19 protein-coding genes are annotated in these 19,588 nt (G+C 61.7%); 8 read left to right on the forward strand and 11 right to left on the reverse strand.

Going from position 1 to position 19,588, the window contains the following annotated elements; translation table 11 throughout:
* Positions 1 to 92: 92 nt before the first annotated feature.
* From AC3WTO_RS17760 to AC3WTO_RS17775, 4 genes are all read left to right on the forward strand, one after another.
* Positions 93 to 500 carry a GFA family protein gene (locus AC3WTO_RS17760; RefSeq protein ID WP_492462062.1) on the forward strand — a complete coding sequence of 136 codons (408 nt, stop codon included), beginning with the start codon at positions 93 to 95 and terminating at the stop codon, positions 498 to 500.
* Positions 501 to 604: 104 nt separating this feature from the next.
* Complete coding sequence (gene ychF / locus AC3WTO_RS17765) at positions 605 to 1,708, forward strand: redox-regulated ATPase YchF (RefSeq protein WP_492462063.1); 1,104 nt, start codon at positions 605 to 607, stop codon at positions 1,706 to 1,708.
* Positions 1,709 to 1,854: 146 nt separating this feature from the next.
* Positions 1,855 to 2,766: an MBL fold metallo-hydrolase gene (locus AC3WTO_RS17770; RefSeq protein ID WP_492462064.1), complete on the forward strand. Its 912-nt coding sequence runs from the start codon at positions 1,855 to 1,857 to the stop codon at positions 2,764 to 2,766.
* 16 nt (positions 2,767 to 2,782) lie between these two features.
* Positions 2,783 to 3,565, forward strand: coding sequence for an APH(3')-II family aminoglycoside O-phosphotransferase (locus tag AC3WTO_RS17775; RefSeq protein WP_492462065.1), 783 nt, complete (start codon positions 2,783 to 2,785; stop codon positions 3,563 to 3,565).
* Between the two features lie 45 nt (positions 3,566 to 3,610).
* Here AC3WTO_RS17775 and trpB read toward each other — a convergent pair whose 3' ends face one another.
* Entirely contained in the window at positions 3,611 to 4,828 is a 1,218-nt protein-coding gene (gene trpB / locus AC3WTO_RS17780) for a tryptophan synthase subunit beta (protein WP_492462066.1), read from the reverse strand.
* Positions 4,829 to 5,008: 180 nt separating this feature from the next.
* Complete coding sequence (locus AC3WTO_RS17785) at positions 5,009 to 5,818, reverse strand: helix-turn-helix domain-containing protein (protein WP_492462067.1); 810 nt, start codon at positions 5,816 to 5,818, stop codon at positions 5,009 to 5,011.
* 230 nt (positions 5,819 to 6,048) lie between these two features.
* Between AC3WTO_RS17785 and corA the strand changes: the two genes are divergently transcribed.
* From corA to AC3WTO_RS17805, 4 genes are all read left to right on the forward strand, one after another.
* Positions 6,049 to 7,023 (forward strand): magnesium/cobalt transporter CorA, encoded by a 975-nt coding sequence (corA, locus tag AC3WTO_RS17790; protein ID WP_492462068.1) that lies wholly within the window; start codon positions 6,049 to 6,051, stop codon positions 7,021 to 7,023.
* 125 nt (positions 7,024 to 7,148) lie between these two features.
* Positions 7,149 to 7,613, forward strand: coding sequence for a MaoC family dehydratase (locus tag AC3WTO_RS17795; RefSeq protein WP_492462069.1), 465 nt, complete (start codon positions 7,149 to 7,151; stop codon positions 7,611 to 7,613).
* Positions 7,610 to 8,077, forward strand: coding sequence for a MaoC family dehydratase (locus AC3WTO_RS17800; protein WP_492462070.1), 468 nt, complete (start codon positions 7,610 to 7,612; stop codon positions 8,075 to 8,077). Before AC3WTO_RS17795 ends, AC3WTO_RS17800 begins: the two co-directional genes overlap by 4 nt.
* A 160-nt stretch (positions 8,078 to 8,237) precedes the next feature.
* Positions 8,238 to 8,870, forward strand: a complete 633-nt coding sequence (locus AC3WTO_RS17805) for a LysE family translocator (protein WP_492462071.1) — start codon at positions 8,238 to 8,240, stop codon at positions 8,868 to 8,870.
* Positions 8,871 to 8,918: 48 nt separating this feature from the next.
* On the opposite strand, the gene AC3WTO_RS17810 is transcribed toward AC3WTO_RS17805, so the two are convergent.
* From AC3WTO_RS17810 to AC3WTO_RS17850, 9 genes are all read right to left on the reverse strand, one after another.
* Complete coding sequence (locus AC3WTO_RS17810) at positions 8,919 to 9,461, reverse strand: adenine phosphoribosyltransferase (protein ID WP_492462072.1); 543 nt, start codon at positions 9,459 to 9,461, stop codon at positions 8,919 to 8,921.
* Positions 9,462 to 9,653: 192 nt separating this feature from the next.
* The gene (locus tag AC3WTO_RS17815) at positions 9,654 to 11,018 is read right to left on the reverse strand and encodes an MFS transporter (protein ID WP_492462073.1); all 1,365 of its coding nucleotides are present in this window, start codon (positions 11,016 to 11,018) and stop codon (positions 9,654 to 9,656) included.
* Positions 11,019 to 11,170: 152 nt separating this feature from the next.
* The gene (locus AC3WTO_RS17820; protein WP_492462074.1) at positions 11,171 to 11,863 is read right to left on the reverse strand and encodes an acid phosphatase; all 693 of its coding nucleotides are present in this window, start codon (positions 11,861 to 11,863) and stop codon (positions 11,171 to 11,173) included.
* Between the two features lie 131 nt (positions 11,864 to 11,994).
* Entirely contained in the window at positions 11,995 to 12,867 is an 873-nt protein-coding gene (locus AC3WTO_RS17825; RefSeq protein ID WP_492462075.1) for a cytochrome c1, read from the reverse strand.
* Between the two features lie 28 nt (positions 12,868 to 12,895).
* Positions 12,896 to 14,197, reverse strand: a complete 1,302-nt coding sequence (locus AC3WTO_RS17830) for a cytochrome b (RefSeq protein ID WP_492462076.1) — start codon at positions 14,195 to 14,197, stop codon at positions 12,896 to 12,898.
* A 17-nt stretch (positions 14,198 to 14,214) separates the two neighbouring features.
* Positions 14,215 to 14,781, reverse strand: coding sequence for a ubiquinol-cytochrome c reductase iron-sulfur subunit (petA, locus tag AC3WTO_RS17835; protein WP_492462077.1), 567 nt, complete (start codon positions 14,779 to 14,781; stop codon positions 14,215 to 14,217).
* A gap of 334 nt (positions 14,782 to 15,115) precedes the next feature.
* Positions 15,116 to 15,439, reverse strand: a complete 324-nt coding sequence (locus AC3WTO_RS17840; protein ID WP_492462078.1) for a DUF6665 family protein — start codon at positions 15,437 to 15,439, stop codon at positions 15,116 to 15,118.
* Between the two features lie 50 nt (positions 15,440 to 15,489).
* Positions 15,490 to 17,379: an ABC transporter ATP-binding protein gene (locus tag AC3WTO_RS17845; protein WP_492462079.1), complete on the reverse strand. Its 1,890-nt coding sequence runs from the start codon at positions 17,377 to 17,379 to the stop codon at positions 15,490 to 15,492.
* A 139-nt stretch (positions 17,380 to 17,518) separates the two neighbouring features.
* On the reverse strand, positions 17,519 to 19,423 hold the full coding sequence (locus AC3WTO_RS17850; RefSeq protein ID WP_492462080.1) for an ABC transporter ATP-binding protein: 1,905 nt from the start codon (positions 19,421 to 19,423) through the stop codon (positions 17,519 to 17,521).
* Positions 19,424 to 19,588: the final 165 nt, after the last annotated feature.

Genomic DNA, 19,588 nt, shown 5'->3' on the forward strand with positions numbered 1-19,588 from the left:
GTTCGGTTAAAGGACTGCGCTCAAATTGAACCATCGGCTTTACCTCATGCAATGAAGGACGGCCGATGCGCTCGCCAGATGAGGTGCCTGCCATGCAAACCCGGACTGCATCCTGTTCCTGCGGACAGCTGAGCATCGAGGTCGACAACCCGCCGCTGGGCGTCGGCATCTGCCATTGTCTTGCCTGCCAGCGCCGTACTGGCAGTGTCTTTGCCGCGCTTGCCGCCTTTGCCCCGCCCTACAGGACAACAGGCACCGCCACCGAATATCTGCGCGTCGGTGACAGGGGATCGCATTATCTGTTCCGCTTCTGCCCGGTCTGCGGCACCAGCCTTTTCCATACCGAGGAAGGTGCCGAGGCCATGTTCGTGGCCGTGGCGGTCGGCGGCTTCGCCGATCCGGATTTCCCGGCACCAGAGGACTCCGTCTACGACTGCCGCCGCCATTCATGGGTCGTCCTGCCCGAGGGGATCAAGGCCTACGACCAGAATCCCGACTGACGGCAGCGGCAATGGCCGTTGCGACGCCGAAAGACTTGACGATCCAAGGCCGTTTCCCCCATAGCCCTGAACAAATTTCGAACTCCCGATAGGACCACATCATCATGGGTTTCAAATGCGGCATCGTTGGGCTGCCCAACGTCGGCAAGTCCACGCTGTTCAACGCGCTGACGCGCACCGCGGCAGCCCAGGCGGCCAACTATCCTTTCTGCACCATCGAGCCGAACACCGGCGAAGTGGCGGTGCCGGATCCGCGCCTGAAGAAGATCGCCGAAGTGGCCAAGTCGAAGGAAATCATCCCGACCCGCATCTCCTTCGTCGATATCGCCGGCCTGGTGCGTGGCGCCTCGAAGGGCGAAGGGCTGGGCAACCAGTTCCTCGCCAACATCCGCGAGGTCGATGCCATCGTGCACGTGCTGCGCTGCTTCGAGGATGACGACATCACGCATGTCGAAGGCCGCATCAACCCGGTGGCGGATGCCGACACGGTCGAGACCGAGCTGATGCTCTCCGACCTCGAGAGCCTGGAGCGGCGCATCGTCAACGTGCGCAAGCGTGCCCAGGCCAAGGACAAGGAATCCATGACCGTCCTGCCGGTGATGGAACAGGCGCTGGCGCTGCTGCAGGACGGCAAGCCCTGCCGCGTCCTGCTGAAAGGCATCGCGGCCGAGGATCTCAGGATCCTGCAGGATCTCAACCTGCTCACCGCCCATCCGGTTCTCTATGTCTGCAACGTCGCCGAGGCAGAAGCCGCGACCGGCAACGAGCACACCAAGGCGGTCGAAGCGATGGCAGCCTCTCAGGGCGCCTCAACCGTCATCATCTCGGCGGCGATCGAGGCCGAAGTCGCGCAGCTTCCGGACGGCGAGCAGAAGGAGTTCCTGGAGGCGATGGGCCTGCACGAGCCGGGTCTCGACCGGCTGATCCGCGCCGGCTACGAGCTGCTGCACCTGATCACCTACTTCACCGCCGGCCCCAAGGAAACGCGCGCCTGGACGATCGAGCGCGGCACCAAGGCACCGGGCGCGGCCGGCGTCATCCACACCGATTTCGAGCGCGGCTTCATCCGGGCCCAGACCATCGCCTATGACGACTTCGTCTCGCTGGGCGGCGAAGTGGCAGCCAAGGAAGCTGGCAAAGCGCGCGACGAAGGCAAGGAATATGTCGTACAGGACGGCGACGTCATGCTGTTCAAGTTCAACACCTGATCGTCCGCATGGCATGAGCCCCGGAGCATTTTGTAGCCATGTGGAATCACCTGGCGTTACAAAATGCGGCGAAAACAAAACCTGGAGCGTTTCCGCGTTTCCGTAAAAAACGGAAACGCTCTAAAGGGCAAAGCAGTAGGTGAGCGATGGTTTCGGCAGCAACCCGACATATGCGCATCCTGCAGCCGGCTCCCGACGTCTATGCCTTTTACGACGGCCGCGTCGAAAACCAGCGATTTGCCGACCACCCGAACTGGGTGGACGACGGAGCGCTCTCGCTCGGCGTCGCCAGCTATGCGCTGGTCAGCGGTGACGAAGCTCTGGTCTACGACACGCATGTCTCGCTCGACCATGCGGCGTTGATCCGGTCCACCCTCGAAGCCAAGGGGGTGAAGAGGTTCACGGTCGTGCTCAGCCACTGGCATCTCGATCATGTCGCCGGCACCGGCGTTTTTGCCGACTGTGCCATCATCGCCAATCGGCGCACCGCGGCTCACCTCGATCGACAGGAGGCCGAGATCGAGGCCGGGACGCTCGAAGGTCCGCCGGCGATTTCACCGCTGGTGCTTCCAACCATCCTGTTCGATGGCGAAATGACACTCGTGATCGGCAGATATAAAGTCAGGCTGATCGAACTCAACATCCACAGCGATGACGCAACGGTGCTGTGGTTGCCTGAGGCACGGTTGCTTCTTGCCGGCGACACGCTTGAAGACACCGTCACCTATGTCGGCGAACCACAGCATTTCGCGCAGCATCTTGTCGACCTGGAACGGCTTCGTTCGCTGTATCCCGCAGCGATCCTGCCCAATCACGGCGCTCCCGAAATGATCGCCGCCGGTGGCTATCGCGACACGTTGATCGACGCCACAGCTGCCTACATCAAAGGCCTTTTGCGCTGCGTCGAGGAACCCCACCGGCGTTCGCTGGGCCTGCGCGAATTCATCGCGCCGGAACTGGAGGCCGGCTGGGTTCACTATTTCGAGCCCTATGAAGCCGTCCACGAAAGAAACGTCGCCACGACGCTGTCCTTCGCCGCGACGTCGACCGACTCGTGAGATCGCGAGCCAGAACATGAATGCCATCCCCTTGCCGCTGCCATTCCCGGAGCTCGTCATCGGCTATGGCGCCCGCCAGCAGACGATCGGCCTCTCGGATGCCGGCGTGTTCAGACTGGAAGCGCCCGGCAAGCCCAGCCTGTTCCTGAAGGTCGACGAGGCGAACGGCTTCGCCGAAGTACCGGCGGAGACCGCACGGCTGCGCTGGCTTGCAGCTCAGGGGATATCTTGCCCCGAGGTGCTGGCTTTCGCGGTGCATGGCGGCCGCAACTGGCTGCTGATGAGCGCCATGCCGGGCAAGAACCTGGAATCTGCTGGCCCCCTGCCCGCCGAAACCACAATCGCCATCATGGCCGACGCGCTGCGGACCCTGCATGCGCTGGATGTGCGCTCCTGCCCGTTCAACCACAGGCTCGAACGACGCATCGCCGATGCCGGCGCGCGCGTGGAAGCGGGGCTGATCGACGAAGAGGATTTCGACGGCGAACGCCTGGGCCAGACCGCGCAGCAGGTCTTTGCCGATCTCGTCGCCCGGCGTCCGGCAAGCGAGGACCTCGTCGTCACCCATGGCGATGCCTGCCTGCCGAATTTCATGGTCGACGGTCACCGCTTCTCCGGCTTCATCGACTGCGGCCGGCTTGGCGTCGCCGACCGCTGCCAGGATCTCGCGCTTGTCTGCAGGAGCATCCGCGACGATCTCGGCGAGGAATGGATCGCGCCCTTCCTCGCTCTTTACGGAAAGCCCGACGCCGACCCGGCCAAGCTCGCCTACTACCAGCTGCTCGACGAGTTTTTCTGATTGCCTGGTGATCTGCCCGCTTGGTGCAGCGATTTTCGCCGCAGATCAGCCGCCGTAGTTCGTCGTCACGAAGTCCACATCCTTGTCCCCCCGGCCTGAAAGGTTGATAAGGATTCGCTCCGACGGCCGGCATCGCTCCGCCAGTTGCATCGCAAACGCGACGGCGTGCGCGCTCTCGAGCGCGGGAATGATGCCTTCAGCCCGGGATAATCGATAGAATGCCGAAACGGCCTGCATGTCGTCCACTGCGGTGAACGACACACGTCCCGCATCATGGAGCATGCAGATCTCGGGGCCGACGCCCGGATAGACAAGCCCGGACGCGATTGAGGACACCTTGGCGACATTGCCCTCCGCGTCCTGAAGAACGATGCAGCGCGCGCCATGCAGCGTTCCAGGCGTTCCGAAGCTCAACGTCGCGGCATGCTCGCCAGGCTCGGCCGATTTTCCCAATGGCTCGATGCCGTGCAGCGACACATCCCTGTCGTCTAGAAAGCCGGCATAGATGCCCATGGCGTTCGACCCCCCGGCCACGCATGCCACGACATGGTTGGGCAGAGCTCCATCGTTCATCGCCATGAACTGTTGCCGGGCCTCTTGTCCGACCACCGATTGAAAATCGCGGACAATCATTGGAAACGGATGCGGGCCGATCGCCGAGCCGATCGCATAAAGTGCCTGTCGATGCTGCCGCACATAAGCATCGTAGGCGGAATCGCTCGCTTCCTTGAGAGCGGACTGCCCGCGTGTCGCGACAACAACAGTTGCCCCCAGAACCTTCATGCGGCTCACATTGGAGTGGGCCTTCTCGAAATCGACCTCTCCGATATGGACCTCGCATTCCAGGCCGAAACAGGCAGCAGCCGTGGCAAGCGCGACCCCGTGCTGGCCGGCACCTGTCTCGGCAATCAGCTTGGTCTTGCCCATGTGGCGCGCCAGCAGGGCGAAACCGACGCAATGATTGAGCTTGTGGGCACCGGTGTGGTTCAGATCCTCGCGCTTGACGAACAGCATCGCGCCGCCGATCTGGGCGGAAAGATTGGCGAGGCGGTGCACGGGGGTGGGACGGCCCTGGAAATGCGCGCGAGCATCCTGGAGCTTGCGCTGAAAATCCTCGCTGCCCAAGGCGCGTCTGTATGTTTCAGCCAAGGCAACCAGTTCGGGCCGCAGCGCTTCGGGATAATCGATACCGCCGTAGCTGCCATAGCGGCCTTCGCTGTCCGGATGGTTTTTCAGATAGGTTTCCGAGGCTTGGCGGGACATAGGATCGACCTCCTGGAGTTGAGGTCCTGTCGATAGGCCAAGCGAAGAATCGTTTCTTGAACGGGATTTGCGTGCCTGGAGCATTTTGTAGCCGAGTGGGGTCACTCCGCGTTACAAAAATGCCGGGAAAACAAAACGAGAGCATTTCCGTGAAAAACGGAAACGCTCCGGTCGGCGCTCCTAATGGCGGGAGGTCCGGAGATCGCGTGACAAGCGGCCGGGAGGAACTCCATAGACCTTCTTGAATTCGCGCGTGAGGTGCGCTTGGTCACAGAAGCCGACTGACTGTGCTGCCTCGCACAATTCAGCGCCTTCGCAGATCAGATCCCGCGCCCTCGCGATCCGCAACTGTCGGAGGTAGGTCTGCGGCGCTATGCCCGTAGCCCGATGAAATGTCCGAATGAAATGGCTCTTGTGAAGCCCGACATGACGGGCGAGCAGGTCCGTGCTGACGGCGTGCATGTATCGTTCTTCGATAAAATCGCAGGCTGCCCGGACCGCGCTCATACCATGTTCGGGAAAGCTGGCCGTCTCGAACGAGCACCTGCGCAACAAGATGCCTAGCGCCGTCTCGACCTGGGTGATGCCCGATGTCGCCGACGACAGCGCATCGATGAATGCCTCGGTCGCTGCGCATTTGCGCAGAACGTCGGTTTGGAACAAGGGAATGGAGGTCCTGCATCCTACGCCGGACAGGCAATCAACGATGAGGTCGCGTGAGGGATAGAGAACCTCATAGTGGACCGATTGATCCAGGCTGCCGCCACCATGGACCTCGAACGGATTGAAGAAAAATACGTCACCGGCCTGCGCCTTCTTGCTCCATCTGTTCGAATACAGCGAAGCGCTTCCGGCGATGACGACAACCACCGAGAATGTCTCGTGCATGTGCAGAGCGAAACGACGCGCAGAAGCGCGCGCGCGGAGAAGATCAGCCGAGCCGAGAGCAAAGCTGCAGGATTCGACAATGGTTCTGGCGCCGGACTGCACTTGAAACCGCGATCATGTCCCCGAGAGCAATGCGACGTTTATTCTACACCGATCACCTTGCGGCAAGTGCATGGCCTGCTCTGCGCGAGGAATCTGGCCATCTTTGAAGCTTGACGCGGCTCGACCCCGGGTCTATCGCGCCCTTGCACCGGCTGGATTTCTCCCCTCGGTGCCGTCATGAGCCTGTGCCCTTTGGGCCTCATATCGTTTCCAGCATGGGAGACCACGCGATGATCAAAGCCTTCGCCGTGGACAATGACCGCCTGCGTCTCGCCGACGACATCGAGCAGAACCGTGACGCCATCGTCTGGGTAGACCTGCTCAATCCCACCAAGGAAGAAGAAGCGGCCATCGAGGCCCTGTTCGGCATCGCCGTGCCGACGCGCGAGGAGATGGAAGAGATCGAGATCTCCAGCCGTCTCTATGTCGAGGACGGCGGATATTTCATGACCGCCAACCTGCCCTCGCAGACCGAAGGCGAGAAACCGGAAATGTCGCCGGTCACTTTCGTGCTGGCGGCAAAGCGCCTGATCACCGTGCGTTATCACGAGCCGCGCGCCTTCAAGACCTTCCCGCTGCGTGCAGAGAAGGTGGCCACCGGCTGCACCAGTGCCGACACCATTCTGCTCGGCTTGCTTGAAGCGATCGTCGACCGCCTCGCCGACATCCTGGAAAAGGCCGGCCGCGACATCGAGGCGATCTCGCGCGACATTTTCGAAGCAACGGCCACCAAGGCCTCGCGCCGTGACCGCGACTTCCAGGAACTCTTGAAGAGCATCGGCCGCAAGGAGGATCTTGCCTCCAGCGTGCGCGACAGCCTGACCTCGCTGCAGCGGGTGGCGGGGTTCCTGGCGCACGCCGCCACGCAGACCAAGATGGGCAAGGACACCCGCGCCCGCATCAAGACGCTGGCTCGCGACGTGCTGTCGCTCGCCGACCACGCCACCTTCCTCTCGCAGAAGATCAGCTTCCTGCTCGACGCCACGCTCGGCATGATTTCGATCGAACAGAACGCCATCATCAAGATCTTCTCGGTCGCAGCCGTGATCTTCCTGCCCCCGACGCTGGTTGCCTCAATCTACGGCATGAACTTCGAGATCATGCCGGAGCTGAAATGGGCGGTAGGCTATCCATTTGCGATCGGCCTGATGATCGTTTCGGCGATATTGCCTTACCTCTATTTCCGGCGGCGCGGCTGGCTTTGACGGCCTGAGACCGGCCGGGCCACGCCATCCACATGGTTTAAAGCGCTGAACCAAGACCCACATGGTCTTGCGGGAGGCCCGGGCAACAGTCACAATAATCGTACAAGCTTGAACGAGGTTGCGGGATGACCGGCAAGACATGGGCCTATGAGGATTTCGAGGAAGGCGCCATCCTCGACCTCGGCACCAAGAAGGTGACGGCGGCAGAGATCATCGAGTTCGCTTCCGAATTCGACTTCCAGCCGATGCATCTCGACGAAGAGGCCGGCAAGGCGAGCCTGCTCGGCGGCCTCTCCGCTTCCGGCTGGCACACCTGCTGCATGTTCATGCGTATGCTGTGTGATGCCTTCCTGCTGGACTCCACCTCGCAGGGAGCGCCCGGCGTCGACCAGGTCAAATGGAAGAAGCCCGTGCTTGCCGGCGACACGCTGACCGGCCGCACCACAGTGCTTGCCAAGCGCCTGTCCAAATCGAAGCCGCGGCTCGGTTTCGTCACCATGCGCGCGGAGCTGTTCAATCAGCGCGACGAGCCGGTGTTCGAACTGGAAAACACCGGTATGTTCCTGACGCGGGCGGGAGGCGAGGCATGACGCTCGACGAGTATTTCGGTATCGGTGTCACCGTCACCCTCGGTTCGCATACCTTCGAGCCGGAGGCGATCAAGGCCTTTGCCCGCAAGTTCGACCCGCAGGTCTTCCATGTCGATGAGGAGGCGGCCAGGAAAAGCCTGCTCGGCGGCCTGTGCGCATCGGGCTGGCACACCGCTTCGACCTGGATGAAATACAATCTGAAGACACCGAAGCGGCCCGATATCGTCTGGGATGGCCCCGGTCCCGAGCCGGAATACGGGCCCTCGCCCGGTTTCCGCAATCTCAAATGGCTGAAACCGGTGTTCGCAGGCGAAACGGTCACCTTCACCCGGACCGGCGTGGCGCATCGCGCGCTGGCCTCACGGCCCGGCTGGCGCCTGCTGACCATCCTGTGCGAGGCTTTCGATTCCACCGGTGACAAGGTTATCGAGTTCGAAAGCTCCGTGCTGGTGAAGGCCGAATAACCCTTACAAAGCTGGGCATTGCCATCGCATGCTGACACCAAGGTGTCAGCATGGCTGCGCTATTGGATCGGCCGTTTAGAGCGCCGCGCGTCCTTTCGGACGCGCAAGCTAGGGACCCGAGGTTCGCCATGGCGGCGCACCCGATTGGGGGATGCGGCCGATGGATACCAGCACCTTGTGGCTCTACTTCGTGTTGTTGGTCGGCATCATCGTCGTGCCCGGCATGGACATGCTGTTCGTGCTGGCCAATGCACTTACCGGCGGACGGCAGGCCGGTGCGGCGGCGACAGCCGGCATCATGATCGGCGGCATCTGCCACACTATCTTCGGCACGGTCTTCGTGACCGGCCTGTCCACCCTGCTGCCGGTGGTGGCGCCAGCCATGATGGTGGCCGGCTCGCTCTACATGCTGTGGATCGGCTTCACGCTGTCGCGCAGCGCGATCGAGGTCGACCGGGTCGAGGCGGCAGCCGCGCGCCCGCTCGGCACGATATTGGCGCAAGGTGTGCTCACCTGCGTGCTCAATCCCAAGGCCTGGCTGTTTGTGCTCGCCGTCTATCCGCAGTTCATGAAACCGATCTACGGCCCGATCTGGTTGCAGGCGCTGATCATGGGAACGATGACCATCACCGTCCAGATGGTCGTCTATGGCGGACTTGCGCTCGCTGCCTTGCGCGGCCGCGACGCCCTGACCGAAAACCATGCGGCAACCGTCTGGATCGGCCGCGGCGCCGGCTGGCTCCTGATGGCCGTTGCTGCCTTCACGCTGTTCAGGGCGCTGAAAGGGATGTGAGGTTCCCTGCCGCAGACAGGAATATTCCTGCAGCGGAAACCGGCCTTCTTAGTGTCCGTCGAAGGCGATCAGCGTGCGCACCGGCACACCCAGCGCTTCGAGCTTCTTGCGCCCGCCAAGATCGGGCAGATCGATGATAAAGCAAGCCGCAACGATATCGGCGCCGATCTGGCGCAGCAGCTTGACCGCGGCTTCCGCGGTGCCGCCCGTGGCGATCAGATCGTCGACCAGGATGACCTTTTCGCCGGGCACCACGCCGTCCTTGTGCATCTCCATCTCGTCCAGCCCGTATTCCAGACTGTAGGCGACGCGCACGGTCTCATGCGGCAGCTTGCCCTTCTTGCGGATCGGCACAAAGCCGGCCGAGAGCTGGTGCGCGATGGCACCGCCCAGGATGAAGCCGCGCGCCTCGATGCCGGCGATCTTCTCGATCTTCTGCCCTGCATAAGGATGCACAAGCTCATCGATGGCCCGCCGAAAGGCACGCGCATTGCCGAGCAGCGTGGTGATGTCCCGGAACAGGACGCCCGGCTTCGGATAATCCGGAATGGTGCGGATAGCGGAAAGCAGCGTTTCTTCGATCGATGACATCAAGAATCCATTCCCTGTTCCGCCCATCGATAGAGCAGTTCCAGCAAAAGTGTGTAGCGGTTTACGTCCGAAATCGCGCAAAACAAAAAAGCTAGAGCGTTTCCGCGAAAAACGGAAACGCTCTAGCGGCTGCGGCAGGCAAAGAAAAGCCGAAAGCCATTACAGCTTTGACTTCCGGCGCATGTTTGCAGGCTACGCCGCCTGCGTGTCGGTCTCCGCCACCCGCTCATCGTCTGCAGCCGGCGCAGCCTTCAGCAGGACGGCAACGATGCCCGCCGCGATCATGAAGGCGCCGACCACCCACAGCCCGGCCTTCGGATTGCCGGTCAGGTCGGTGAGCCAGCCCGTCACATATGGGCCAACGAAGCCGGCGAGGTTGCCGAGCGAATTGATCAGCGCGATGCCGCCCGCCGCCGCTGCCCCTGTCAGGAAGCGTGTGGGCAACGCCCAGAAGGTCGGCAGCGCCGAACAGATGCCGATCGCGCATATCGTCACCGCGATCATCGTGGTGAAGGGCGACTGCATGTAGAGCGCAACCGGAATGGCCAGGCCGCCGACGATCGCCGGAAGGGCTACGTGCCACACGCGCTCGCCTGTATTGTCGCCATGGCGCGCCCACAGATACATGGCAATCGCCCCGAAAGCGTAAGGGATCGCGACGATGAAACCCTGCTCGATGATCGAGTATTCCGTGTTGAACGCCTGCTTGAAGCCGGCGATGATCGTCGGCAGGAAGAAGCCGACTGCGTAAAGCCCGTAGACCACACCGAAATAGACGAAGGCCAGCGCCAGGATGCGAGGCTGCGTCAGCGCCTTTCTGAGCGGGTAGTGGTAGCGTTGGCTGGTCTGCGCATGTTCGGTGTCCATCTCGTTCTGCAGCCAGTTGCGCTCCTCCGCCGTCAGCCAGGCGGCATCCTGTGGCTTGTCCGTGAGGTAGAACCAGCACAGCACGCCGATCAGGATCGCCGGCAGGCCTTCGACCAGGAACATGAAGCGCCAGCCGTCCAGCCCGAACACCAGTCCGTGGCCGACCGAGATCAGCCATGCTGACAACGGCGAGCCGATCACGGACGATACCGGTATCGCGATCATGAACAGTGCCACCGCGCGCGCGCGTTCGCGCTTGGGGAACCAGAACGTCAGATAGAGGATGATGCCCGGAAAGAAGCCGGCTTCGGCGATGCCGAGCAGGAAGCGCAGGCCATACATCGAGAGCGCATTGGGAACGAATGCCATCAGCGAGGCGACGATGCCCCAGCTCACCATGATGCGCGCGATCCAGCGCCGCGCTCCCACCTTGTGCAGGATGAGGTTGCTGGGCACCTCGAGCAGGAGATAGCCGATGAAGAAGATGCCTGAGGCCAGTCCGAAGGCGGCCTTGTCGAAGCCCAGCGCATCGTTCATGCCGTGCGGCGCGGCAAAGCCGATGTTGGTGCGGTCGAGATAATTGATGAAATAGAGCAGACCGAGAAACGGCATCAGTCGCCAGGCGACTTTTCGAACGACGCGCTCGCGCATACCGGGTTCTGCGGCAGTCGAGTGAGATGGACCAGCCACGGCTTTCCTCCCTAACCACGCCCCCCGCTCGCCACCGTAAACATGCGCGCGTATGGGTGTCTATCAGGCAGGCGACTTATCCAGAAAAGCCAAAAGGGGCACCACCCGGGCACCCCTCTTCGATTTTAGCAGCGCCGGCCCAGGACCGCCGGCTACATACCCAGGTCCGAGCGCAGTTCGGCCTTCGCCGCAGCATATTCGGTCTCGAATTCAGCGTTGTGTTGCAGGTTGGAAGCAATCACCGCCCCAGAAATCCGCCCCATCTCGATATCGGAAGGATAGTGGATCCCGGCGACGACCCGATTGTGACCATACTCCCATGCCCGCGCCATGATCTCGGCACGCTTCTCAGGCACCATATCGGACAGGACGATACCCATCATCGTGCCCAGGGTCGTGTGGCCTGACGGCCAGGAGCCCGAGGTGGACGGCTTGACGATCGGCTTGACCAGATCGCTCAGCATGTGTGGCCGGGGACGCTTCCAGACGTCCTTGGCAGGGTCGACGACAGCGCCTTCGGTGGCCACCACCCGTTCGAAAAACGCATTGAACTTCGGCAACGCTTCCTTGGTGAACTTCGGGCCCATGACGTCCGCAAAACGCCAGACATTCTCTTCGGCGTCAGCCTTGGCCCGCACCTCCATTTCCGGCGTGCGCGTGAGTTGCAGCGTCAGCACTTCGGCCAGTTCCTCCTTGGTCTTGGCGGAATCATTGGCCGGCGGAGGCGGCAGGATTGCAGTCAGGTCGACATCGGCATTTGTGATGAAGGGCTTGGCGTCTTCCGCTTGACCGGAGGCGGTCAGGACAAGAAGAAAGACGCCGGCGAGGAAGCTGGTTTTGCGCATGAAAGACCATCCTGTGGCAGTGGGATGGTGGAGCTTCCGCCGATGCCGTGACAGCCATATGACGCCATTGGCATACAAAAGGGTCGGCCCGAATGAACAGGCCGACCCTTTTTAACAGAATATCCCAAATGTCAGTGAGCGATGTTCGACCAGACCTTGCGCTTGGTCAGATACATCAGCACCGCGAACAGCAGCAGGAAGATGATGACGCGGAAACCGGTCTTCTTACGATCCTCCAGATGCGGCTCGGCGGTCCACATCAGGAAAGCGGTAACGTCTTCCGAATACTGCTCGACCGTCTGCGGCGTGCCATCGTCATAAGTGACCTGGTCCGCCGAAATCGGCTTCGGCATCTTCAGCGACAAGCCCGCATTGAAATACGGATTGTAGTGCGTGCCTTCCGGAACGTTCATGCCGGCCGGCGGCTGCTCGTCATAGCCGTTGAGCAACGCATGAATGTAGTCCGGGCCGCTCTCTGCGTACTGCGTGAAGATATCGATGATGAACTGCGGGAAACCGCGCTCAATGCCGCGTGCTTTGGCAAGCAGCGACATATCCGGCGGCACCGCGCCACCGTTGGCAGCCGCAGCAGCCTGATCGTTCGGATATGGCGACGGGAAATGGTCCGATGCGATTCCAGGGCGCTCGAACATCTCGCCGGCGTCGTTCGGACCGTCCTGGACGGTATAGCCGGCTGCGAAAGCTTTCACCTGCGCTTCAGAGTAGCCAAGGTCCGAGAGCGTGCGGAAAGCCACCAGCTTCATCGAATGGCAGGCCGAGCAAACTTCCTTGTAGACCTTGAGGCCACGCTGCAACTGCGCCTTGTCGTAGGTACCGAACGGGCCGGCGAACGACCAGCTCATCTCCTTAGGCTTGTGGATCGGGAAATGGGTCGGGTTGGCTTCGTGCGAAGCCTCGCCTGCCTTCCCGGCTTCCTCGGCATAAGCGGTCGCGCCGATGAACAGCGCCGAGACCGCAGCCAGCGAAATGAGAATCTTCTTCATACCATTATCCCCTGGATTCTCTTCTCGCTCAGCCCTTGGTTTCCGGCGAAGCGGTCGCCCCGGCCGGATGCCCGCTGCCACCCTTGTTCTTTTCCAGCACGGCTTCGGTGATGGAATTGGGCAGGCGACGCGGCGTCTCGATCAGGCCGAGCACCGGCAGGATGATCAGGAAGAAGGCGAAGTAGAACAGCGTCGCCAGCTGCGCCATCAGCACGTAGGAACCTTCCGCCGGGCGCGAGCCAAGCCAGCCGAGCAGGATGGCGTTGATCGCGAAGAGCCAGAAGAACAGCTTGTACCACGGACGATAGACAGCCGAACGCACCTTCGAGGTATCGAGCCATGGCACGATGAACAGCATCGCGATCGCGCCGAACATGGCGATGACGCCGCCGAGCTTCGAGTTGATCGGCCCGATATTGAAGGTGATGGCGCGCAGGATCGCGTAGAACGGCAGGAAGTACCATTCCGGAACGATGTGGGCCGGGGTCTTCAGCGGGTCGGCAACGATGTAGTTGTCCGGATGGCCGAGATAGTTCGGCATGTAGAAGATGAAGTAGGCGAAGAACAGCAGAAACACCACCATGCCCAGCGCGTCCTTGATGGTCGCATAGGGGGTGAAGGCCACGGTATCGGTCTTCGATTTCACTTCGATGCCGGTCGGATTGTTCTGGCCGGTGACGTGCAGCGCCCAGATGTGCAGCACCACGACGCCGGCGATCATGAACGGCAGCAGGTAATGCAGCGCAAAGAAGCGGTTCAGCGTCGGGTTGTCGACGGCGAAGCCACCGAGCAGCAGTTCCTGGATCCAGTTGCCCACCACCGGAATCGCGGTGAAGAAGCCGGTGATGACGGTGGCGCCCCAGAAGGACATCTGGCCCCACGGCAGCACGTAACCCATGAAGCCTGTTGCCATCATCAGCAAGTAGATGATGCAGCCCAGGATCCACAGCAGCTCGCGCGGCGCCTTGTAGGAGCCGTAGTAGAGACCGCGGAAGATGTGCAGGTAGACAGCAACAAAGAAGAACGATGCGCCGTTGGAGTGCATGTAGCGCAGCAGCCAACCCTGGTTGACGTCGCGCATGATCTTCTCGACCGAGCCGAAGGCCAGCGTCGTGTCGGACGTGTAGTGCATCGCCAGCACGATGCCGGTGATGATCTGCGACACCAGCATGATCGAAAGGATGCCGCCGAACGTCCACATGTAGTTCAGGTTGCGCGGCACCGGATAGGCGATGAAGGAATCATAGACAAGCCGCGGCAGCGGCAAGCGCGCATCGAACCAGCGTCCAAGGCCGGTCTTCGGCGTATAGGTCGAGTGTCCCTCGCTCATGGAAATGTCCCCCTGCCTCAGCCGACGCGGATCTTGGTATCGGAGATAAATGAAAAGACCGGCACGGCCATGTTCTCCGGCGCCGGGCCTTTGCGGATGCGGCCGGCGGTATCGTAGACCGAGCCGTGGCACGGGCAGAACCAGCCGCCATATTCACCCTGCTGGCCGAGCGGGATACAGCCGAGATGGGTGCACACGCCCACCATCACCAGCCAGTTTTCCTTGCCCGTGCCGGCAGAGCGGTCGGTGTCGGTCGCCTGTGCGTCCGATGCCAGATTGGCGTTGCGCGCCAGCGGGTCCTTCAGCTCTTCGAGCTTGACCTCCTGCGCGGCCTTCACCTCTTCCGGCGTGCGGTTGCGGATGAAGACCGGCTTGCCGCGCCACTTCACCGTCAGCGACATACCAGGCGTCAGCGAGGACACGTCCACCTCGACCGAGGCCAGCGCGCGCGTCGAGGCGTCGGGCTGCATCTGGTCGATGAACGGCCATGCGACAGAAGCCGCGCCAACCACGCCGGCCATGCCGGTGGCTATGTATAGAAAATCACGGCGATTGGGATCGTGGGTTTCGTCGGTTGCGCTCACGGTGCCTGGTCCTTTCGCCTCTTCCGTACCGAAAGGCGAGCCCCTGTCCCGCTTGAGCATCCCCGCTCAATTCGCACCGGCCCGACAGCGCATGGCAACAGGCTAGCGAATTCCTCCGGCATTTGGATTTCGGTTTATGCGTGCAGCCCGTTTTTGTCCAGTCGGGTGAAGACTACAGGGCAGATTGTCGCGGGGACAAATGCCGCGCCGGAAAATGATGCTACACAAACGGCCACTTTGGTGACCGTTTGAGCATGTGACCGCGCGCCGCGCCTGATGGCGCGAAGCCAAGCGACCCGAATGGGTCACGCCGGCGATTGAGACATCACGCTGGTTATGACGCTCCCAGCCTGACAAGCACTTCGCGCGGTATCTGCAGGTCACGGATCACCGCATCATGGCGGCGAAAACCGCACAATTCACGCTGGATGAACCAGGCATAGACGAGGTTGGCCGTCTCCTTGAGCACCTTCGCCCTGCCCGCTTCGTCGCCTGCGTAGGTTTTGAGTCGCAACAGCGCCTTTTCGGCGCGTTCGCCCGCCCGGCCGAGTGCGGCAGCCTTCTCCGCCAGCACCTCGTGCCCCAGCGCATCGAACATCGCCTCGGCGAGCGAGCCGCTGGAGAAACCTGAGTAGCCCGAAGGAGGCCTAAGCGTCATAATTCTCCCTTTCGCGTCTCATGCTGCTATCCGCCCGGCTCCTTCAGAGCTCACTCCGCCGCGCTCGCGGTATCCAGTGAGTCGTCGCCGCTGAACAGGAAACCGCCGGACTGCCGTTTCCACAACCGTGCATAGAGGCCGTCGGTGGCAATCAGTTCCTCATGCGTCCCTTCCTCGACGATTCGGCCCTTGTCCATCACGACAAGCCGGTCGAGCGCCGCGATCGTGGACAGCCGGTGCGCGATCGCGATCACGGTCTTGCCCTCCATCAACTGGTAGAGATTGTCCTGGATGGCCGCCTCGACCTCCGAGTCGAGTGCAGAGGTTGCTTCGTCGAGGATAAGGATCGGCGCGTCCTTCAACATCATGCGGGCAATCGCCACGCGCTGGCGCTGACCACCGGAAAGCTTGACGCCGCGTTCGCCGACCTGTGCCTCGTAACCTTTACGGCCGCGCGGATCTTCGACATCGACGATGAAGTCGTGGGCGGCTGCCCGCCTTGCCGCCTCGACGATCTCCGCCTCGGAAGCCCCCTCGCGACCGTAGCCGATATTGTCGCGGATCGAACGATGCATCAGCATCGCTTCCTGGCTGACCACGCCGAACTGCGCCCGCAGTGAAGCCTGGGTCAGCTCGCGGATATCGCGGCCATCGATCAGTATCCGGCCTTTTTCGACGTCGAACAGCCGCAGCATCAGGTTGACGATTGTCGTCTTGCCCGCCCCCGAGGGGCCGACGATCGCAACACGTTCGCCAGGCCGGATATGCAGGTTCAGGTTATCGATGACGCCGCCTTCCTTGCCATAGTGGAATGAGACGTTTTCGAAGCGGATATCGCCGCTGGCACGCGGCAGCATCACGGCGTCCTTGGCATCTCGGATCGCAGGTATCACCGAGATGGTGCGCGTTGCGTCCTGCACCGTGGCGTAGTTGCGCACCAGTCCGTTGATGTTGAACATCATCCAGCCGGACATCTGGTTGAGCCGGAAGACGAGGCCGAGCGCAGCAGCGATCGCTCCGGTCGAGATGTGGCCTGATGTCCAGTTCATGACGGCGATGATGGCGATCAGGCTCATCATGATGCCGTTGAGGATGGCGACCGAAGAACGCACGGTGGTGATCGCCCGTGTCAACCGCACCACCGCTGTCAGGAAACCTTCCAGGCCGTCGCGGATATAGGCATGCTCGCGCTTGCCGCTGTCGAAAAGCTTGACCGCCACGATGTTGGTGAAGGCATCGACCAGCCGCCCGTTGAAGACCGAGCGCTGGTCGGCGGTCTCACGGCCGGCACGCCGCATCTCCGGCAGCAGGAACCAGACGATGCCGGCGTAGCCCGCGAACCACAAAGCCACGACCACGCCCATCAGCGGATCCAGCGATATCAGGATGGTGATCGCCAGGATCAGGAACGTCAGGAACGACCACATCGTCTGCAGGACATTGATGATGAAGTCGCCGACGGCTTCGCCGCCCTGCATGATCTTGGTGGCAATGCGGCCGGCGAAATCGTTCTGGTAGAAACCATAAGGCTGCTGGATGACTCGCCGGAAGGCCTGCCAGCGCACCATCGAGTAGAAACCGGGCACCACCACCTGCTGTTCGACCACCGCCGAAGCGATCATGATGAGGGCGCGCACGACCAGGATCAGCAGCAGCAATCCGGTCAGCGCCGGCCAGTGGTCGGCAAGCAGCCTTGCGGGTGAAGACTTGTCGAGCAGATCGATCAGCCAGCCGACCGACCAGTACATAGCCGCGTCCACGGCACCAGCCAGCCCTCCTGTTATCAGCAACAGAACGAAGGCACCCTTGGCCTGATTGGCGAAATAGAGAATGAACCGCCAGGCGTCAGCCGGGAGCACTTCCCGATCGGTGTCGCTGAACGGATCGATGGCCCCCTCGACCGAGCGCCAGATGCGGTCACGGAAACCTCCGCTGTTCACGTATCAGCATCCTCACTGTTGACATCAAAAACTTGAATCAAGGCATCAATTGCCATGCCCATCCTTTTGTTCCGATTCACCTCTTGGCAAAGATGGCGGTGAGCCTTCGCCGGCCACATACGCAAGCCCGCCGTCGATGTCATCGCTCCACTGCCTCCGCGACCTCCTCCGGCTGCATGCCGTCCGCAGGTCCGAGATCATCGTGCAATTGGAAGCCGCCCGACTGTCGTTTCCAGAGCTGGGCATAGAGCCCGCCGCGGGTAACCAGTTCGTCATGCGAACCTTCTTCGATGATGCGGCCATGGTCCATCACCACCAGCCGATCCATCGCCGCGATGGTCGACAGGCGGTGGGCGATAGCGATCACTGTCTTGCCCTCCATCAGGCGATAGAGGTTCTCCTGGATAGCCGCCTCGACCTCCGAATCGAGCGCGGAGGTCGCCTCGTCAAGGATAAGGATCGGCGCGTCCTTCAACATCACCCGCGCGATCGCAACGCGCTGACGCTGTCCGCCCGAGAGCTTGACGCCACGTTCGCCGACATGGGCATCGAAGCCGATCCGCCCCTCACGGTCCACAAGACCTGCGACGACATCAGCCACCTGGGCTGCTTCCACCACCCGCGAGATGTCGGCATCCATGGCGTCCTGGCGCCCATACTTCAGGTTCTCGCGCACAGAGCGATGCAACAGCGATGTGTCCTGGCTGACGAACCCGATCGCGGCGCGTACGCTCTCCTGCGTCACGTCGCGCACGTCCTGCCCGTCGATCAGGACGCGACCGTCCTGAACATCGTAGAGGCGTAGCAGCAGGTTCACCAATGTCGATTTGCCCGCGCCCGACCGTCCGATGATCCCGACCCGTTCGCCCGGCGCGATCTTCAGCGAAAGGTTTTCGATAAGACCGCCTTTTCCGTCCTTGCGTCCATAGTTGAAGTTGACGCGGTCGAGCTCGATCGCGCCCTTCGTCACCCGCAGCGTCTCGGCGCCGGGCTTGTCGAGCATCCTGATTGGCCTGGCGATCGTGGTCATCGAATTGGCTGCCGTGCCGATCTGCCGGAAGATGTTTCCGCCGGCATCCAGGATCCGATAGGAGATGCCCGCGATCTGCAGCGCAAAGGGGATGGCCGTGGCCACAGCCGCGGCGCTCATTCCACCGCCGCTCCAGCGCGCCAGCGACAGCCAGCTGATCGCGACCAGCAAGCTGGCATTCATGAAGAACAAGGCCGACCACATGCCAGTGAAAACGCGCATCAGGCGGTAAAAAGTCTGAGCGTGCCGAACGACGGCCTGCGAGACGTACCTGTCTTCGTGTTCGCCGGTCGAAAACGTCTTCAACGTCAGGATGTTGGTGTAGCTGTCGACGATCCGGCCACTCATCACCGACCATTCCTCGGAAAGATCCGTCGAACGCCGCGCGATCAGCGGCATACAGTATCTGAGCAGCAGACCATACAGCACCAGCCACACAGCGATTGCGCCGACCAGCGTGATGTCGAAGCGTGCCAGCACGGTGATGGCTACGACGACGAACACTACCGCATACCAGACTGTATCGATGGTCAGGTTGACCGCGATCTCGATGGAATCGCCGCTCTGCATGACCTTGGTGCCGATGCGGCCGGCAAAATCGTTCTGGAAAAACGTCCAGTCCTGCCGCGTCACATGCCAATGGCTCTGCCAACGGATGAGATCGATGAAGTTCGCGGCGATCGAGTGGTTGCGCACCAGCGCATCGAGCACAATGGTCAGCGGCCGCAGGAACACTACGCCGGCCATGACGAGCAGCGTTGTTCCATGCTCCGTGAAGAAACCGCGTGGATCGGAACTCGCAAGCATGCCAACGATGACGCCGACGAAGATCGGCAACATCGCATCCACGATGGCACCGGCTGCGACGAACAGCATCCGCATGGCAAAGCCAGTGCGGAATTGCATGATGAAATAACGGAAGAAATTCCAAAGCCCCATCGGCGGCTGGCGATCTTGCGCCAGCGCGACAGGGGAATAGCGGGTCTCAAACCAGGCGAAGACTTTAGCAAACATCTTCTTCACTCATGCGGGTGCGGCCCCTGAGGACCCTAGAGCGTTCCGTTTTTAACGGAAACGCGGAAACGCTCTAACTCTTTGTTTTTTCTTAATTCCGGACGGAAAACCGTTACACACTTTTCCTGGAATTGCTCTAGGTCCGGCGGCCGGACCCGATCGATT

Source organism: Mesorhizobium sp. EU05-FHT14A09 (assembly GCF_058790995.1).

What these genes read in the sequence shown, in the direction of transcription:
- AC3WTO_RS17760 (WP_492462062.1), top strand. Translation starts at nt 93, where the DNA reads ATGCAAACCCGGACTGCATCCTGTTCCTGCGGACAGCTGAGCATCGAG.
- ychF (WP_492462063.1), top strand. Translation starts at nt 605, where the DNA reads ATGGGTTTCAAATGCGGCATCGTTGGGCTGCCCAACGTCGGCAAGTCC.
- AC3WTO_RS17770 (WP_492462064.1), top strand. Translation starts at nt 1,855, where the DNA reads ATGGTTTCGGCAGCAACCCGACATATGCGCATCCTGCAGCCGGCTCCC.
- AC3WTO_RS17775 (WP_492462065.1), top strand. Translation starts at nt 2,783, where the DNA reads ATGAATGCCATCCCCTTGCCGCTGCCATTCCCGGAGCTCGTCATCGGC.
- trpB (WP_492462066.1), bottom strand. Translation starts at nt 4,828, where the DNA reads ATGTCCCGCCAAGCCTCGGAAACCTATCTGAAAAACCATCCGGACAGC.
- corA (WP_492462068.1), top strand. Translation starts at nt 6,049, where the DNA reads ATGATCAAAGCCTTCGCCGTGGACAATGACCGCCTGCGTCTCGCCGAC.
- AC3WTO_RS17795 (WP_492462069.1), top strand. Translation starts at nt 7,149, where the DNA reads ATGACCGGCAAGACATGGGCCTATGAGGATTTCGAGGAAGGCGCCATC.
- AC3WTO_RS17800 (WP_492462070.1), top strand. Translation starts at nt 7,610, where the DNA reads ATGACGCTCGACGAGTATTTCGGTATCGGTGTCACCGTCACCCTCGGT.
- AC3WTO_RS17805 (WP_492462071.1), top strand. Translation starts at nt 8,238, where the DNA reads ATGGATACCAGCACCTTGTGGCTCTACTTCGTGTTGTTGGTCGGCATC.
- AC3WTO_RS17810 (WP_492462072.1), bottom strand. Translation starts at nt 9,461, where the DNA reads ATGTCATCGATCGAAGAAACGCTGCTTTCCGCTATCCGCACCATTCCG.
- AC3WTO_RS17820 (WP_492462074.1), bottom strand. Translation starts at nt 11,863, where the DNA reads ATGCGCAAAACCAGCTTCCTCGCCGGCGTCTTTCTTCTTGTCCTGACC.
- AC3WTO_RS17825 (WP_492462075.1), bottom strand. Translation starts at nt 12,867, where the DNA reads ATGAAGAAGATTCTCATTTCGCTGGCTGCGGTCTCGGCGCTGTTCATC.
- AC3WTO_RS17830 (WP_492462076.1), bottom strand. Translation starts at nt 14,197, where the DNA reads ATGAGCGAGGGACACTCGACCTATACGCCGAAGACCGGCCTTGGACGC.
- AC3WTO_RS17840 (WP_492462078.1), bottom strand. Translation starts at nt 15,439, where the DNA reads ATGACGCTTAGGCCTCCTTCGGGCTACTCAGGTTTCTCCAGCGGCTCG.
- AC3WTO_RS17850 (WP_492462080.1), bottom strand. Translation starts at nt 19,423, where the DNA reads ATGTTTGCTAAAGTCTTCGCCTGGTTTGAGACCCGCTATTCCCCTGTC.